The organism is Shinella sp. GW821-FHT10F02 (genome assembly GCF_058809275.1).
Genome location: NZ_JBXASL010000002.1, coordinates 360,008 through 376,303, shown reverse-complemented (window position 1 = coordinate 376,303; position 16,296 = coordinate 360,008). Strand labels below are relative to the sequence as shown.

Annotated in this window: 15 protein-coding genes; 3 read left to right on the top strand and 12 right to left on the bottom strand. The window is 66.1% G+C overall.

Going from position 1 to position 16,296, the window contains the following annotated elements; all coding sequences use genetic code 11:
• The first annotated feature begins 11 nt into the window (after positions 1–11).
• From AC1RWL_RS07625 to AC1RWL_RS07615, 3 genes are all read left to right on the top strand, one after another.
• Entirely contained in the window at positions 12–779 is a 768-nt protein-coding gene (locus AC1RWL_RS07625) for a LamB/YcsF family protein (RefSeq protein ID WP_493094131.1), read from the top strand.
• A gap of 77 nt (positions 780–856) precedes the next feature.
• Entirely contained in the window at positions 857–2,452 is a 1,596-nt protein-coding gene (locus AC1RWL_RS07620) for a 5-oxoprolinase subunit B/C family protein (RefSeq protein ID WP_493094130.1), read from the top strand.
• 4 nt (positions 2,453–2,456) lie between these two features.
• Positions 2,457–4,178 carry an acetyl/propionyl/methylcrotonyl-CoA carboxylase subunit alpha gene (locus tag AC1RWL_RS07615; RefSeq protein WP_493094129.1) on the top strand — a complete coding sequence of 574 codons (1,722 nt, stop codon included), beginning with the start codon at positions 2,457–2,459 and terminating at the stop codon, positions 4,176–4,178.
• 24 nt (positions 4,179–4,202) lie between these two features.
• On the opposite strand, the gene AC1RWL_RS07610 is transcribed toward AC1RWL_RS07615, so the two are convergent.
• From AC1RWL_RS07610 to AC1RWL_RS07555, 12 genes are all read right to left on the bottom strand, one after another.
• A complete protein-coding gene (locus AC1RWL_RS07610) occupies positions 4,203–5,048 on the bottom strand; it encodes a cupin domain-containing protein (RefSeq protein ID WP_439615735.1) in 846 nt (281 codons plus the stop codon).
• Between the two features lie 16 nt (positions 5,049–5,064).
• Positions 5,065–5,628, bottom strand: a complete 564-nt coding sequence (locus AC1RWL_RS07605) for a TetR/AcrR family transcriptional regulator (RefSeq protein ID WP_435265736.1) — start codon at positions 5,626–5,628, stop codon at positions 5,065–5,067.
• Between the two features lie 30 nt (positions 5,629–5,658).
• Complete coding sequence (locus AC1RWL_RS07600; RefSeq protein ID WP_493094128.1) at positions 5,659–6,744, bottom strand: Gfo/Idh/MocA family protein; 1,086 nt, start codon at positions 6,742–6,744, stop codon at positions 5,659–5,661.
• Positions 6,745–6,758: 14 nt separating this feature from the next.
• Positions 6,759–7,598, bottom strand: coding sequence for a carbohydrate ABC transporter permease (locus AC1RWL_RS07595; protein WP_439625446.1), 840 nt, complete (start codon positions 7,596–7,598; stop codon positions 6,759–6,761).
• A 1-nt stretch (position 7,599) separates the two neighbouring features.
• Complete coding sequence (locus AC1RWL_RS07590) at positions 7,600–8,502, bottom strand: carbohydrate ABC transporter permease (RefSeq protein ID WP_493094127.1); 903 nt, start codon at positions 8,500–8,502, stop codon at positions 7,600–7,602.
• A 1-nt stretch (position 8,503) separates the two neighbouring features.
• The gene (locus AC1RWL_RS07585) at positions 8,504–9,577 is read right to left on the bottom strand and encodes an ABC transporter ATP-binding protein (RefSeq protein WP_493094126.1); all 1,074 of its coding nucleotides are present in this window, start codon (positions 9,575–9,577) and stop codon (positions 8,504–8,506) included.
• Positions 9,574–10,497, bottom strand: coding sequence for an ROK family protein (locus AC1RWL_RS07580; protein WP_493094125.1), 924 nt, complete (start codon positions 10,495–10,497; stop codon positions 9,574–9,576). Before AC1RWL_RS07580 ends, AC1RWL_RS07585 begins: the two co-directional genes overlap by 4 nt.
• A complete protein-coding gene (locus AC1RWL_RS07575) occupies positions 10,494–11,279 on the bottom strand; it encodes a 6-phosphogluconolactonase (protein WP_493094124.1) in 786 nt (261 codons plus the stop codon). Before AC1RWL_RS07575 ends, AC1RWL_RS07580 begins: the two co-directional genes overlap by 4 nt.
• The gene (locus tag AC1RWL_RS07570) at positions 11,276–12,151 is read right to left on the bottom strand and encodes a sugar phosphate isomerase/epimerase family protein (protein ID WP_493094123.1); all 876 of its coding nucleotides are present in this window, start codon (positions 12,149–12,151) and stop codon (positions 11,276–11,278) included. The genes AC1RWL_RS07575 and AC1RWL_RS07570 overlap by 4 nt, the downstream gene beginning before the upstream one ends.
• A 28-nt stretch (positions 12,152–12,179) precedes the next feature.
• Positions 12,180–13,448 carry an ABC transporter substrate-binding protein gene (locus AC1RWL_RS07565; RefSeq protein ID WP_493094122.1) on the bottom strand — a complete coding sequence of 423 codons (1,269 nt, stop codon included), beginning with the start codon at positions 13,446–13,448 and terminating at the stop codon, positions 12,180–12,182.
• Between the two features lie 97 nt (positions 13,449–13,545).
• Positions 13,546–14,721, bottom strand: a complete 1,176-nt coding sequence (locus tag AC1RWL_RS07560; RefSeq protein WP_493094121.1) for a glycerate kinase family protein — start codon at positions 14,719–14,721, stop codon at positions 13,546–13,548.
• A gap of 144 nt (positions 14,722–14,865) precedes the next feature.
• A complete protein-coding gene (locus AC1RWL_RS07555) occupies positions 14,866–16,281 on the bottom strand; it encodes an SLC13 family permease (protein ID WP_493094120.1) in 1,416 nt (471 codons plus the stop codon).
• Between the last annotated feature and the right edge of the window lie 15 nt (positions 16,282–16,296).

Genomic DNA, 16,296 nt, shown 5'->3' with positions numbered 1-16,296 from the left:
GGGAGGAACCTATGGTAGCGATCGATCTCAACAGCGATCTCGGCGAAAGCTATGGCGCCTGGCGCATGGGCGACGATGCCGCGATGCTTGCCGTCGTCTCCTCGGCCAACATCGCCTGCGGTTTCCACGCCGGCGACCCGGCCGGCATCTACCGCACCGTGAAGGCGGCGGCGGAAAACGGCGTCGTCATCGGCGCCCATGTCTCCTATCCGGACCGCGTCGGCTTCGGCCGGCGCGACCTGGATACGACCTCGGAAGAACTGATCGCTGACGTGATCTACCAGATCGGCGCGCTGAAGGGCGTGGCCGCGGCGGCCGGAGCGACCGTGCGCTACGTCAAGCCGCACGGCGCGCTCTACAACCGCATCGCCCATGACGCCAAGCAGGGCCAGGCGGTGATCGACGGCATCAAGGCGATCGATCCGTCGCTCGTCCTGATGGGCCTCGCCAATGCTCCGATCCTCGATCTCGCACGCCGCGCCGGCCTTGCCGTCGTCGCGGAAGCTTTCGCCGACCGGGCCTATACGCCGAAGGGCGAGCTCGTCTCCCGCCGCGAAGCCGGTGCCGTGCTGCACGACGCGCAAAAAATCGCCGACCGCATGGTACAGCTCGCCCGCGAGGGCACGCTGGAGGCAATCGACGGCAGCGTCATCCGCATCGAGGCGCAGTCGATCTGCGTGCATGGCGACAGCCCCGGCGCGGTCGCCATCGCGCAAGAAATCCGCCGACGCTTCGAGGCGGAAGGCGTCGCCATCCGCTCCTTCGCCGACAAGAGCTGAACTTGTGCTTGTTCGCCCATTCTTCTTGGGCGGAACAGTCCGATATCGGTCGATCACCCCACCTGCGTGAGGTTATGATGCGCTTTCTTCCCGTCAGCCTGACCACCGTCCTCGTCGAGCTCGCCGATCTCGACGAGACGCTCGCCCTTTTCGCCTCGCTTCAGGCGGAGCCCGTCGACGGCATCGCGGAAATGGTGCCCGCCGCCCGCACGCTGATGATCCGGTTCCAGCCGGAAAAGGTCTCTGCCGCGGAACTCGCGGCGCGCATCGGCACGCGTGACCTTTCGGCGAGGATGGCGCCCTCCGAGCACCTGGTCGAAATCCCGGTGCGTTATGACGGCGAAGACCTGGCCGACGTGGCGGAACTCACGGGCCTTAGCATCGAGGAGGTCATCCGCCGCCACACCGAAAGCGAGTTCACGGTCGCCTTCTGCGGCTTTGCGCCCGGCTTCGGCTATCTCGTCGGCGGCGACACCGCCTTGCATGTGCCGCGCCGCAAGAGCCCGCGCACCCGCATTCCCGCCGGCTCCGTGGCGATCGCCGGTGCCTTCAGTGGTGTCTACCCGCAGGCGAGCCCCGGCGGCTGGCAGATCATCGGCACAACGCCCGTCAAAATGTGGGACATCGACCGCGATCCGGGCGCGCTGTTCCAGCCCGGCTACCGCGTCCGCTTCTTCGACCTCGAAAAATCGGACAAGACGGTCAGCATTCCGCCATCGGCGCCGCGTGCGGCGCGCACTGTCGCGGCGGATGCGCCGCAGTTCACGGTGCTCGCAGCCCCCATGCCGGCGCTGTTCCAGGACCTCGGTCGCTTCGGCCAGACGGGGCAGGGCGTTTCCGCCTCCGGCGCGCTCGACCGCGGCGCCTTCAATGCCGCAAACCGCATCGTCGGCAATCCGGCAAACACGCCGGCCGTCGAAGTCACCCTCGGCGGCTTCTCCTTTGAGAGCAATGTTCGTGCGGTGATCGGCCTTGCCGGTTCGCCATGTCTTGTGACGGTGCGCGACGCTTCCGGCCGCGAAAGCCGGTTTGAGATCCACCAGCCGATCTCGCTGGAGCCGGGCGACGTCGTGACGATCGGCCATCCCCGCAAGGGCATGCGCGCCTATCTTGCTGTCCGCGGCGGCTTCGATGTCGCGCCGGTTCTCGGCAGTGCGGCGACCGACACGCTGGCGGTGGTCGGCCCCGAGCCGGTGACGGCCGGGACTGTGCTTGCGCTGAGAGACTGCAAGGACAGGCTGGCAAGCGTTTCGGCCGACGAAATCCCAGCCTTCGACCCGCCTTCGGCTGGCGATGTGGTGACGCTTGACGTGGTGCTTGGCCCGCGCACGGACTGGTTCACGCAGAAGGGCATCGAGACGCTGACGGCCCAGCTCTGGCAGGTGACGCCGCAATCGAGCCGCGTCGGCATTCGCCTTGCCGGTGAGACTCCGCTGGAGCGCAAGGACAGCGCCGAACTGCCGAGCGAGGGAACGGCGACGGGCGCGATCCAGGTGCCGCATAGCGGCCAGCCTGTGCTGTTCCTCGCCGATCATCCGCTGACCGGCGGTTATCCCGTCATCGGCGCGGTCGCTGGATATCATCTGGATCTCGCCGGCCAGATCCCCATCAACGCAAAAATCCGCTTCCGCCCGATCGGCCCCTTCGCCGATATCGCGAACCGCCAGGAGTAACGCCATGAAGAAAGTGCTGATTGCCAATCGTGGCGAAATCGCCGTGCGCATCCTGCGCGCATGCCGCGACCACGGCCTCCAGTCGGTGGCGGTCTATGCCGATCCGGACGCGGACGCGCTGTTCGTGCGCCTCGCAGACGAGGCCTACGGGCTCGGCGGCGTGCGCCCGGCGGAAACCTATCTCGACATCGAGAAGCTGATCGCCATCGCCAAGCGCGTCGGCGCCGATGCCGTGCATCCGGGCTACGGCTTCCTTTCCGAGCGGGCGGAATTCGCCAAGGCGGTGCAGGATGCCGGTCTCACCTGGATCGGGCCGGACCCGCATGTGATCGAGGCACTCGGCGACAAGGTCGAGGCGCGGCGCATCGCACAGAATGTCGGCGCCCCGCTGGTTGCCGGCAGCGATGGTCCGGTTTCCTCCGCGGCGGAGGTCATTGCGTTTGCGGAAGAACATGGCCTGCCGGTCGCCATCAAGGCCGCCTATGGCGGCGGCGGGCGCGGCATCAAGGTCGCCTGGAAGATGGAGGAGGTCGCCGACCTCTACGAATCCGCCGTGCGCGAGGCGACGGCCGCCTTCGGCCGCGGCGAATGTTTCCTCGAACGCTTCCTCGACCGGCCGCGCCATATCGAGGCGCAGGTGATCGCCGACAAACATGGCAATGTGCTGGTGCTCGGCACCCGCGACTGCTCGGCGCAGCGGCGCAACCAGAAACTCATCGAAGAGGCGCCCGCGCCCTTCCTGACACCGGAACAGCGCCGGAAGATCCACGACGCCGCCAAGGCGATCTGCGCTGCGGCCGGCTATTCCGGTGCCGGCACGGTCGAATTCCTGCTTGGCATCGACGGCACGATCTCCTTCCTGGAGGTCAATACCCGCCTCCAGGTCGAGCATCCGGTGACCGAAGAGACGACGGGCATCGACCTCGTCATCGAGCAGTTCCACATCGCCCAGGGCGAGCCGCTACGCGTGTTGGAAACGCCGACCCCGCGCGGCCATTCCATCGAGTTCCGCATCAATGCCGAGGATCCGGGCCGCGGCTTCCTGCCGACGCCGGGCACGATCACCGTCTTCGATCCGCCGTCCGGTCCGGGCGTGCGCGTCGACAGCGGCGTCGTCAGCGGTTCCAGCATCCCGGGCGTCTTCGATTCGCTGATGGCGAAGCTGATCGTCACCGGCGCGACGCGCGAAGAAGCGCTGCGCCGTGCCCGGCGTGCGCTGAAGGAATTCCGCATCGAGGGCGTGGCGACGGTGCTGCCGTTCCATCGCGCGGCGATCGACACTGCGGATTTCATCGGCACCGACGGTTTCAAGGTGCACACCCGCTGGATCGAGACCGATTTTGCTGCCATGCCGGACGCCATGGCGCGGCCGGAGCCGGCGGCAGATCCGTCGCTGATCCGCACCCATCTGGAAATCGACGGAAAACGTGTCGCGCTGGCGCTGCCGAGCCTGCTTCTCGCAGGCTTCGGGACAGCGGCTCAGGGCGCGGTCCCCGCCGGCATCAAGCCGGCCGAGGATGGCATCGCCGCCCCGGTCTCCGGCACGCTGCAGAGCTTCAAGATCGCCGATGGTGCCAGTGTTGCCGAAGGCGAGCTGGTGGCGGTGATGGAGGCGATGAAGATGGAAACGCAGGTTCTCGCCCCGAAGGCCGGAAAACTGCGCCTCCGCGTCAAGGAAGGCGATTACCTGCAAGCCGGCGACACGCTGATGGTGTTCGAAGGCTGATGTCCCTGGGCCTCCCGTCCCGGATCAATAATCCGGGGCGGTGCCGAAGACGAATTCGCAGGGCGTGTGCGCCATGTTGAAATACTGGTGGTCGAAGCCGGCGGGGATGTAGAAGCCGTCGCGCGGGTTGAGTTCGAACCAGGCCTGGCCCTCGGCATCCGGAATGTGGATGTTGAGCACCCCGGAGACGACATAGAGGCATTCGTCGCCCTTGTGACGCTCGATGCGCGTGCGCTTGCCGCCGAGCACCGTCGTCTTGCCGACGGTCAACTGGTCCGTCGCGCAGTAGAAGCCGGTATAGGCGCCCTGCGTTTCCGCATCGAGGCTCCACAGCATGTCGGCATCGCGTTTCGGGTGGATCGTGCGGGCCTCGCGCTGCGCCTCCGCCGCCATCGGCCAGCGGCCCAGAAAATCCTGCTGGATGTAGCGGTTTTCCGAAAGCAACGGCTTGGTGCGGGCATAGGGGCCGGAGGTGCCCTTGGCCGGCGGGGGAGCGAAGAATTCCAAGACACGCACCTGTTCCTCGCCGAGATTGAAGCCGTGGTGCCAGGTATCCTTGCGGAAGAACAGCGCCTCGCCCTGCTTGGCGATGCAGACTTCGCCGGTTTCTGGATTGGCGAGCCCAAGCGTGCCGCTGATCACGTAAAGCAGTTCGTCTGCGCCAAAAATCGTGCGGAAGGCGTCGGTGTGCTTGAAGCAGCCGCCCGGCTGCATGCCGAAGACGATCTGGTGGATGTTTTCCGTCGACGCATAGATCCAGTCGTCGACGAGGCCGGCATTCTCCTCGCCCCACAGATGGCGCGTGACGCCGGCATAGGGAATGTGGCTCGGCCGGTCGAAGACGGGACGGGGGGAAGGCTTGTAGCCCATGAAAAACTCCTTTGTTTCACGGCGATGAAGCAGGACGCGTGCGGGCGATCAGCCGCTCGATGACGGCCTGCTTCATGGCGGGGTCGAGATGCATGACGTTGAAGACCTCCGCCATCCACATGCCTTCGATGGCAAGGCGGATGATGGTTGCTTCCACTGGGTCAAGGCCGTCCTTTTCGACGGCCGCCTGGCAGCGGATGTTCTGCTGGTGGACGATTTCGAGCAGATCGGGAAAGTTCGACAGCGCCGCGGTGATGCTGGCGCCGAGGCGGTCGTACTGGTCGCCCGTGCTGGCGGCATCGCCCATGGTGGCGGCAACATAGGCGCGGGTATAGCGGCCGTGCGGCTCGGCGTCCGTGCCCTCAAGCCCGGCGAGGCCGGTCTCGAAGCGGTAGACGAAGCGCTCGACCATGGCGCGCACCAGCGCGTCCTTGCTGGCGAAGTGGTAGAGGATGCCGCCCTTGGAAAGCCCGGTCACCTCCGCCACCTTGTCGAAGGTGAGCGTCGAGACGCCGTCCTTGACGACGATCTCCTCGGCCGCGGTGAGGATGCGTTCGCGTGCGGTGCCACGTCTTGCCATGTCGATACCCATGCTGTTGCGATCTTCCCGCTATAGCTGCGAACTCTCGCGCAGGCGACCGACGATATCCGCCATCAGGGCGAGGTCCTGGCGGGAATCGTCGAGCGTCGTCTTCGGCGTCGTGCCGTTCACGAGATGATCGTGGAAGGCACGCAGCTCGATGGCGAAGGGGTCGGTGTAGTTCGGGCCGAAGACTCGCGTTTCGGTCTCGGTGTCGGTTGAATCCGTCACCTCCAGCGAGGTCGGCAGGTTGCGGATGTAAGGTGTGTCGTAGCCGAAGCTGAGGCGGCGGCGGTCGGCGTACACCTCGATGCGGGCATCGAAGCGCGCGACATTGTCGATCAGCGCCTCGTAGATCGCGGTGAAATGGCCATAGTCGAAGAGCGCCACGATCTGCTCGCCGTTCTGCTTGTGATGGGCGGCGATGACGCGCTGCGGCAGGCCGATCAGCTCGCGCATGGCAGAAAGGCTGTGCGAGGAGAGGCCCGTCAGCACCTGGTAGGCGCGCATCAGGCTGGGGGAGGCGTCCTTGCCGGCGACGTCGCGCAGCAATGCCTCCGTGTCCGATCGCGACTGGGCTAGGAAGCCCGCATCGAGATCGCGCGGGTAAAAAATGTTGCGGGTCTGGCGGATGAAAAAGGGGCCTTCGCAGATGAGGTCGCGGACGCGCACGTAACGCAGTTCTTCCTGCGGCGGCATCATCTCCTTGGCTTTCAGAAAGCTCGGCGAATAGCGCCGCATATAGGCGACGAAGACGAGGCGGCCGGATTCTTTCGCCAGCGGTGCGACGTCGTCGATCTCGCCGAGCGTCAGGCAGGCGGGCTTTTCGAGGAAGACATGTTTGCCGGCCTTCAGCGCCAGGTCGAGATAGTGGCGGTGCGTCTGGTCGGGCGTCAGGATGAAGACGGCGTCGATATCCGGCGAAGCGACCAACGCCTCGGCGCTGTCATAGGCGCGGGCGGTCGAATAGCGTTCGGCGCAATGGGCCGTCAGGCTCGGGGATACGTCGAAGACGCCTGCCACTTCGAACAGATGGCGGTGATCGGCAAGGATCGGCAGGTGCATCAACTGGCTCACCTCGCCAAGACCGATGAGACCGACACGAACGATACGCATGAAAAGAACCTTTCCTAACCCTTGACCGCCCCGGCCGTGAGGCCGGAGACGATGTATTTCTGGAAGAGCAATGCCAGCACGATCAGCGGCACCGTGACGATGGTCGAGGCGGCCATGATGGCGCCATAGGGGAACTCGTAGCGGCTGGAGCCGGAGATCAGCGCGATTGCGACCGGCACTGTGCGGTTCTCGTCCGTCAGGATGAAGGTCAGCGCGAACATGAACTCGTTCCACGAGGCGATGAAGGCGAGCAGGCCCGTCGACATCAGCGCCGGCCCCATCATCGGCAGGAAGATGCAGCGCACGATCCTGAGCGGCGAGCAGCCGTCCATGATGGCGGCCTCCTCGATCTGGCGCGGCAGGCTGCGCATGAAGGTCGTCAGCACCCAGATGTTGAAGGGCAGCGTGAAGATCATGTAGGCGAAGATCAGCGAGCCCAGCGTGTTGTAGAGCCCGAGCCAGCGGATCATCTCGAAGAGGCCGGAAAGCAGCGCGATCTGTGGGAACATCGAGACCGCGAGGAACAGGAACATGATCGGCGAACGGCCGCGGAAATCGATGCGGCCGAGCGCATAGGCGGCGGCGATCGCGAGCCCCAGCGACAGTGCCACGACGGAGGCGGCGACGATAAGCGAGTTCATCAGGCTGCGCAGGAAAACGCCGTCCGACAGGATCGCCTCGTAATTGTTGAACTTCAGGTCCGGCAGGAAGGTGACGTCGAAGATCGCCTGGCCGGATTTCAGCGAGGAGGCGATCATCCAGTAGAAGGGAAACAGCGTGTAGAGCGCGACCACGGTGAAGAGCGAGTAGATCGCGATGCGGTGGAGGCGTCTGTTGGCTCTGCTGCGCACCATGTCACACCCCCAGAAGCCGGCGGTTGAGCCGGAAGACGGTCACGTAGATCGCGGTGACGATCGCGATCATCAGGAAGATTGCGGCACTGGCCGCCGAGCCGACGCCCATGTCCTGGAAATTGACCAGAACCTCGCGGGCATAGATCGACACGGTTTTCGTGTCGTCGCTGTTCGAGGAGAGCACGAAACTCAGATCGAACATGCGTAGCGCATCGAGCAGGCGGAAGAGCACGGCGACGGCAATGCTGGGTGCCAGCAGCGGCAGGGTCAGCGCGGTGAACTGCCGCCATTCCGACACGCCGTCGATCGAGGCGGCCTCGTAGATGCTCCTCGGCAGCATCTGCAGCCCGGCGAGGATGAGCAGCACCATGAAGGGCGTGGTGATCCAGACGTCGACGGCGATGATGACCGGCATGACGAGGTCCGGATTGGCCGTCCAGGCGATGCCGTTGTCGATGAGGCCCATCAGCTTCAGCACATGGTTGAGAATGCCGAACTGGTCATGCAGCATCCACTGCCACATGCGCGCGCTGACGACGACCGGAATGGACCAGGGGATGAGGATGACGGCACGCATCAGGCCGCGGCCACCGATATGGGCGTTCAGCAGGAGCGCGATGGCGAGCCCGAGTACCGTCTCGATCGACACCGAGATGACGGTGAAAAACAGCGTGTTGCGGACAGACTGCCACCAGAGCGGATCCTCGAACAGGGTGAAGTAGTTCTCGAAGCCGATGTAGTCGTAGATGTCCGGCTCGGTGAGATAGGCATCGGTGAAGGAGAACAGGAACGTCCGCCCGAGCGGCCAGAGCGCCACCGCGAAGAGCACGACGAGGCTCGGCGCGAGGAACAGCCAGGCCGTTCGCGCCCGCATCGCATTGAGGCCGATGCGCATCGTCGCCATGTCAGGCCCTCCCCGGAAGAAGCGCGCGGTCGTCCTTGCCGAAGAGATGCGCGCGCTCGTGTTTCCAGCCGACGAGGGTCGTGGCGCCGGGCCGGATATCCGGCTTGCCCTGCGCCTTGACGACGATGGACCGGCCATTTCCCACATTGAGGTGGACGAGGGATTCGCCGCCGAGCGGCTCGACGAGCAGCACTTCGGCCTCCAGCGTCGCCTCGCCGCCGCCGAGCATCAGGTCTTCCGGCCGGATGCCGAGCGTGACGTCGCCGGCATAATCATGGGCTGCCAGCCGGTGGCGTCCGCCGGAAAGCGACAGCACGCTTTCCTCGCCCTCGCGAGCCAGCAGGCCCGGCAGAAAATTCATGCGCGGCGAGCCGATGAAGCTTGCGACGAAGCGGTTGGCCGGGCGCTCGTAGAGCTCCATCGGCGTGCCGATCTGGGCGATGAAACCATCCTTCAGCACGACGATGCGGTCGGCGAGCGTCATCGCCTCCATCTGGTCGTGTGTGACGTAGACGGTGGTGGCCTTCACCTCGCGGTGGATGCGGGCGATTTCCACGCGCATCTCCATGCGCAGGTCGGCGTCGAGATTGGACAGCGGTTCGTCGAAGAGGAAGAGTTTCTGCTGGCGCACAAGGGCGCGGCCGATGGCGACGCGCTGCTGCTGGCCGCCGGAAAGCTGCGCCGGCCGGCGCTCCAGCAGATGATCGATCTTCAGGAATTTTGCCGCCTTGGTGACGCGCTCGCGGATTTCGGCGGCCGGCAGCCGGGCGGTTTCCAGCGCGAAGCCGAGATTGCGCTCGACATTCATGTGCGGATAGAGCGCGTAGGACTGGAAGACCATGGCGATGTTGCGCTTGGCCGGCGGCGTCTCGTTCATACGGTTGCCGGCGATGCGCAACTCGCCGTCGGAGATTTCCTCCAGCCCGGCGATCATGCGCAAAAGCGTGGACTTGCCGCAGCCGGACGGCCCGACGAAGACGACGAACTCACCCTCGGCGATCGCGAGGTTGAGCTTGTCGATGATGGTCAGCGCGCCGAAACGTTTGACGACATTGATGAGATCTATACCGCTCATGACCGTTCCATCTTGAATGTCCTGTGGGCCAGCGCCGCCACACCGATGGCGCAGGCCGTGTCGCCGATGAGGCTCGCCACGATCGGCATATCCCGCGCGCCCTCGGCCCAGATGAACTGGCGCGTCAGCGCGGCGAGCCGCGGGGTCACTTCGGGATCGCTGCCGATGCCGCCGCCGAGCACGAGCACGGCGGGGTCCAGCGTGTTGATGAGCTGACCGAGATAGGAGGCGAGCGAGAGCAGCGCGTTCTCCACCATCTCCGCCGCCCGCGGATCGCGGGCCTCCGCCTCGAACAGCGAGAGCGCGGTCGCATCCGGCCGGCCGATGAGCGCGCCATAGCGCTCGCCGAGGGCCTTGCCGCCGGCGAAAAGCTCCAGATTGTGCCGCACCGCGCGGTCGCGCGCCGGGCCGTCGAAGGCGACGAGATCGCTGCCGGAAAAGTGGATGGCGAAGCCGCGCGCGCCTTCATAGGGCGCGCCACCGATCACCAGCGAATGGGAAAGGCCCGTGGAAATGGTGACGTAGACGAAGGGATCGACGCCGCGGCCGGCACCCATCCAGCCTTCCGCGAAGGCCGCGGCGCGCACGTCGCTGTCGATATGCAGGGCGCCGAAGCGGCCGAGGCGGGCGCGATAATCGAGGCCGCGCCAGTCGAAATTCCAGGCCGAAGCCGGCTCGCCGTCGCGCGTCACCAGTTCCGGCAGGCAGATGCCGAGTGCGGCGGCCTCCAGTGCCTCTCCGTCCGCGCGCTCCCGCATGGCGGCCGCGAGGTCGCAGACGAGGTCGAGCACCGCGCCGCCGCCGTTCTGGCAGGGTGTTGCCTCCGTGCGCTCGGCGACGACCGCGCCATCCGAGAGGCGCACGATGCAGGCCTTCGTCTTGGTGCCGCCGACGTCGATGCCGATTGCGTGCCGTGTCATGGTGCCGCTCCGGCCGCTGCGTCGGCGTGGAGTGCGGCGTTGCGACACTCGACGGCGATGGTCGCCGGCCAGTCCGGATCGTAGGCGGTTGCCGTCGAAAGCCGCCGGAAAGCTTCACGTTTTCCCTCGCCCCAGACGATCATCGCGACCGCCTTGGAGAGGTTTGCGATCGAGCCGGTGCCGATGGTGAGCCCGTGCGTCGGCACCTCGTCCAGTTCGCGAAAATCCGGAAAGGTCGCGAGATTGTCGCGCCGTGTCTGCTCTGCGAGCGTTACGATGCGCGAGCGGCTGTCGCGTGTTGAACCCGGCGGGTTGAAGGCGATGTGGCCATCGCCGGCGCCGGAGGCGAGCAGGAAGAGATCGATGCCGCCAAGGCCTGCGAGCTCGGCGTCATAGGCTTCCGGCTCGGCGAGGGAGGGCATGCGGAAGTTTGCTTCCGGCATGCGCAGCTCTACCGGCAGCGCCCGGTTGATCCGGCCCACGATTTCCCGCTCGCCAAAACCGTGGCAGGAATAGTGGGCGAAAGCGGGCGGCGGGGAGAGGCCCTCGGGGCCGGACAGCAGGTACTCGTCCATCATCGCGACGATCAGCCCGGAGCAATCGACCGGATTGGCCGCAAGCTGCCGCTCCAGAGCCTGATAGACCGGCATCGGGCTGCGGCCGCCCGGGCAGCCGAGCACATAGTGCCGGCGCACCGCATTGGCGGCGCGCAGTTCCGTGAGAATACGGGTGGCGAGATGTTCGCCGATCGCCTCGGGATTGTTATGGATCATAACCTTCATCGGCCGGCCTGCCCCTGAAGCAGAGAGGAGACGAAGCGGTAGTTCCGCGCGGCGATCGCCTCCGGCGTTTCGGGATGTTTCGGTGCAAGGTCCTGCTCGATGACCAGCGGGCCGTCGTAGCCGTGCGCCAGCAGGGTCGCCATGAAATCGGCGATGTCGACCACGCCGCGGTCGAGATCGGTCATGATGCCGTCCTCGAAGGCGCGGTCGCAATGAATGTTTTCCGCCAGCACCTTTTCCCGGAACGCCCCGTCGACATTCTTCAGATGGATGGAATTGATGCGCGCCTGGTGACGCAGGAAGAAGGCTTTCGGATCGGCCTTCCAATAGGCGTGGTGGCCGGTGTCCAGGCAGAGGCCGACCAGCGCCGGGTCCGTCTCGGCAAGCAGCCGCTCGATCTGGCTTTCATGCTCCACGCAGGTGCCGACATGGGGGTGAAAGCTGAATTGCAGGCCGTGCTCGCGGGCGATACCGGCGGAGAGCGTGGTCAGCTCGACGGCACTGCGCCAGCCGGCTTCATCGACGACGCCCATTCGGTCCTTGGGGTAGAATTCGGACTCGTCCATCAGGATGAAATGCGTGCCGCCGACGGCCGAAAGCAACGCGCAGATCTGGTGCGTCTTGTCCGCCAGCGCAGAGGCCGTATTGGCGTCCGCCAGCGTGTGGACATGGGCCGCCGCGACAACGGAAAGGCCGCGGCGGTCGAGTTCGTGCGAAAGCAATTTCGGGTCTGTCGAGAAATAGCCGTAGGGGCCAAGCTCGGTGTGGCGGTATCCGGCCGCCACGATGCGGTCGAGATAATCGGTCCAGCCGAGGTCGTTGCCGGTGGGCCAATAGACGCCCCAGCAGCACGGTGCGATCGCGATGTTCACTGTCATGTCCTCGATGGGGTGGCGCGGCTTACCAGCCGCGCTTCTTCAGCCGTTCCAGATCGCTGCTGACCTTGGTCAGCGCTTCTTCCGCGCCTTCCTTGCCGCTCAGCACGTTGTGCACGCCGTTGAAGATGCGCTGCGAGACGCGGTTGTAGGAGGCGCCCGTCACCTGCGAGGGGCGGGAGGCGCTTTCGGCATAGGCCTTTTCGGCAAACCGCAGCGCCGGATTGGCCTTCAGGATTTCCTCGTCCTGGTAGAGCGCTTTCAGCGTCGGGCTGTAGGCCTGCAGCGCGCGGCGCTTCTGCTCCTTGGCGCCCGTGAGGTAGCGTACGAGGCTCACCGCCGCGTCGGTATCCTCGGCATATTTGGAGACGCCGAGCAGGCCCGCACCGTAGCAGCCGCTCGACTTCTCGCCCTCGGCGCCGACCGGCAGCGCCATCACGCCGACCTTGCCGGCGAGCGCCGACCCTGCAGCCTGGCTGGTGCCCCAGACGTAACCCCAGTTGCGGTGGAAGACGGAATTGCCGGCCTCGAAGACGCCGCGCGAGCCTTCCTCGTCATAATTCAGCACGCCCTCCGGGCTGATGCCGCCGATCCACGACCGGGCAAGGTCGAGGGCTGCAACGGCCTTCGGATTGTTCGCGGTGATCGTGCCGTCCGGTGCGATGAAGGTGCCGCCGCCATAGGAGGCGACCCATTCCAGCGCGTCGCAGGTCAGGCCCTCATAGGCGCGGCCCTGCCAGACATAACCCCACATGTCCTTGGTTCCGGCGGCACGTTCCTGTTCCTGGATGGACTTGGCCGTCTCGGTCAATTCCGCCCAGGTCTTCGGTTCGGCCTTGCCGTATTTTTCGAGCAGGTCCTTGCGGTAGAACATCAGGCCGGCATCGACGAACCACGGCATGGCGAGCAGCTTGCCCTCGATGGTGCTGTCGGCGAGCGCGGAATCGAAATGCGCGGCAAGCTCTTCCGCCGGCACTTTCTCCTTGAGGTCGACGAGATGAGCGGCGAGCGCGCCGACCCAGATATTGTCGAGCGTCAGCACGTCGATGTCGCCGGACTTGCCGGCGAGAAGCTGCTGGTAAAGCGGCAGCGCCTCGCCCCAGTTCGCCGGCATCTTGTTGATCTTGACGGTGTTGCCGGTCTCCTTCGCCCAGGCCTCGGAGGCCGATTGGCAAAGTTCCAGTTCGGCGCCGGCCGAGCTGCAGAAGATCGATACTTCCGCCGCGCCCGCAGAACCGCCCCACAGGACGGCGCCAGCCAGCGCCGTCGTTCTCAGAAATCCATCCCAATGCACTGTGTTCTCCTCCCACACCGCGTTAAGTTCGCAAAATTACTATACCGTCTGGTCGGTAAAGTAAAGTGGGTGGAGTCGCCCTGTGGAAACCCGGCGCTCAGGCCGCGTCGTCCAGCCGGTGCCGCAGGCTCATGCCCACCATCACCATGCGCGCTGCATCCTCCGCCGCGCGGGAAAGCAGTTTTGGCGCGGACGATATGGCGTCTTCCAGCGAGCAGGGCCGGGTGAGGATCGAGGCGAAGGCATCGATGCCGTGTTCGAAATTGAGGCGCACGCCCTTGCCGATGGTTCCGGCGAGCGCGATGACGGGCACGCCGGCGCGTTTGGCGCGCTGCGCCACTTCGGCCGGCACCTTGCCGAAGGGCGTCTGGCCGTCGAGGCTGCCTTCCGCGGTGATGACGAGATCGGCCTCCGCGATGAACCGGTCGAGTTCCAGATATTGCATGACGATGTCGTAGCGCGGATGCAGTCGGCCGCCGACGAGGCCGAGCACCGCGGCACCAAGCCCGCCGGAGGCGCCGGCGCCGGGTGCGGCGCCGACATCGATGCCCGTCGTGCGCCGGATGGCGGCGGCATAGGTTTCCATGGCGGCGGCCAGGATCTCCACCTGTGCCGGCGTGGCACCCTTCTGCGGCCCGAAGATGCGCGCGACGCCGCGCTCACCCAGCAGCACATTGTGCCAGTTGACGGCGGCGTCGATGCGCACGCGGTCAAGGCGCGGGTCGCGGCCGCTGATATCGATGGCGGCGAGGCGGGCGAGCGCTGCGCCGCCGCGGGGCAGGAGGTCGCCCTCTTCATCGAGCAGCCGGATGCCGAGCGCTTCGGCCATGCCGGCGCCGCCATCGTTGATGCCGCTGTCGCCGCAGCCGAGCAGGATGCGGCGTGCACCGCGGTCGAGCGCCGCGCGCACCAGCTCGCCCACACCGTAGCTCGTCGTCAGGCAGGGATTACGCCGGTCGCGCGGGACGAGGCTGAGCCCGGCCGCGGCCGCCATCTCGATGACGGCTGTTGGCTCGCCGCAACCGCCGAGGAAGCCGAAATGCGCCTCGACCGGGTCATTGACGGGGCCGGTGACCGTCAGGTGGTGCAGCACGCCGCCGGTCGCCTTGACGAGCGCCTTGGTGAAACCCTCTCCGCCATCGACCATCGGCGCTTTCAAGACGATGGCGCCGGGAAAGGCGCGCTTGACGCCGCTTTCGATGCAATCCGCTGCCTGATCGGCCGAGAGGCTCTCCTTGAAACCGGAGGGGGCGACGAGAACCGTGAAAGACATGGGGATGTTCCTTTTACTATGACAATCATGTGACAGGGAAGGAACGGGACGGTGCGGCATCTATTCCGGCAGAATGAAAATAAATTTAGTCGGCTAAATAAAAAGGCCGCACATGGCGGCCTTTTCCGTTTCGGTGTGCGCGGTTCAGCGCAGGGGCAAGCCTTGCAGTGGCCAGACGAGCGTGGCGAAGACGATGAGCAGCACCACGAAGGGCGCGACCAGCACCATGGTGAGCCGCAACAGGTCGGCCTGACCGAAGGGCGGCGGGTCCATCGCGCCGAACAGGGCCACCGGCTTGGCGGAGACCATCAGCGTCTGGCAGAAGCCGCTCGCCAGCGTCACGACCATCACCAGATTGAGCGGATCGACGCCGAGGGCGGCGAGCGGCAGGGCGAGGGCCGGAATGAGCACAGTCGCCCGCGCCGTGCGCGAGGTGATGACGAGGTGGGAGAGCGTCGCGACGACGGCGGCAAAGCCAATGACCAGCGCGGGCCAGGCCGCGATGCTGCTGCCGGCGAGACCGACCACCCGCTCGGCCAGCACTTGCGCCGTGTCGGTCGCCAACAGCGCCTCGCCGATGACGAGCGTGCCGGCAAGGAACAGCAGCAGGTTCCATTCCACGCCCTTGAGGGCGGCCTTCAGCGGCAGGCCGGAGACCCGCTCGGTCGCCAGCAGCAGGGCTGCGGCGACGCCGATCAGCGGCATGCCGATGCCGTGCAGGGGCTGGGCCGCGAAGAGCAGGATCATCGCGCCGGTGATGGCGAGCACGGTCCATTGCTGGCGTGTCAGCGGGGTTGGCGTCTCGTCGGGGCTGCGTGCTGCGATCGTCATCGCCCGCTCCTCGCGGGTGAGGAATAGCCGCAGCAGCACGGCGCAGGCAAAGAGTGAGCACAGCAGCGAGAAGGGGCCGGCAAGCGCGATCCAGCCGAGGAAATCTGGGCTTTGGCCGCGCAGGCGCTCCATCATGCCGGCCGCGACGAGATGGGCGCCCGCACCGATCAGCGAGGCACCGGCCGAAAGCAGGATGACGGAGGGAAAGAGCAGTGCCAGCGCGCGGCTGACCCGCGTATTGCCGATCGCCGCCGCAAGGCCGAGATAGACCGGCGCCAGCATGGCGGCGCGCGCCGAGGTCGAGGGGATAATGAAGGCGGTGGCGAAGATCAGGAGCGTCAGCGCCCAGAACAGGCCCTGCACGGTGGCGAGCCGGGTAAGCAGCCGGCGAATGATCTGCTCGATCACGCCGACCTGCCGCAGCACGCCGGCCACGACGAAGGCCGCCAGCATCAGCCAGACGATATCGTTGCCAAGCGATCGGTAGAGCACATCCTCGTCGATCGCGCCGACGACCGGCAGGAGTGCTGCACCCGCCAGCGCCACGGGCGTATCCGGCAGGTCGAGGACGGTCCAGGCGGTGATCGTCGCCACGAAGACGGCGAGCGTGAGCCGCATGTTCAGGGTGAGACCGTCGATCGCGAGGAAGATCAGCATGGCGCTGAAGGCGAGCACGATCGCCGCGACGATCTGCTTGACGCGGGCGAGCGGCATGCTCGGCTCCAGCATCGGGGACGGTTCCCC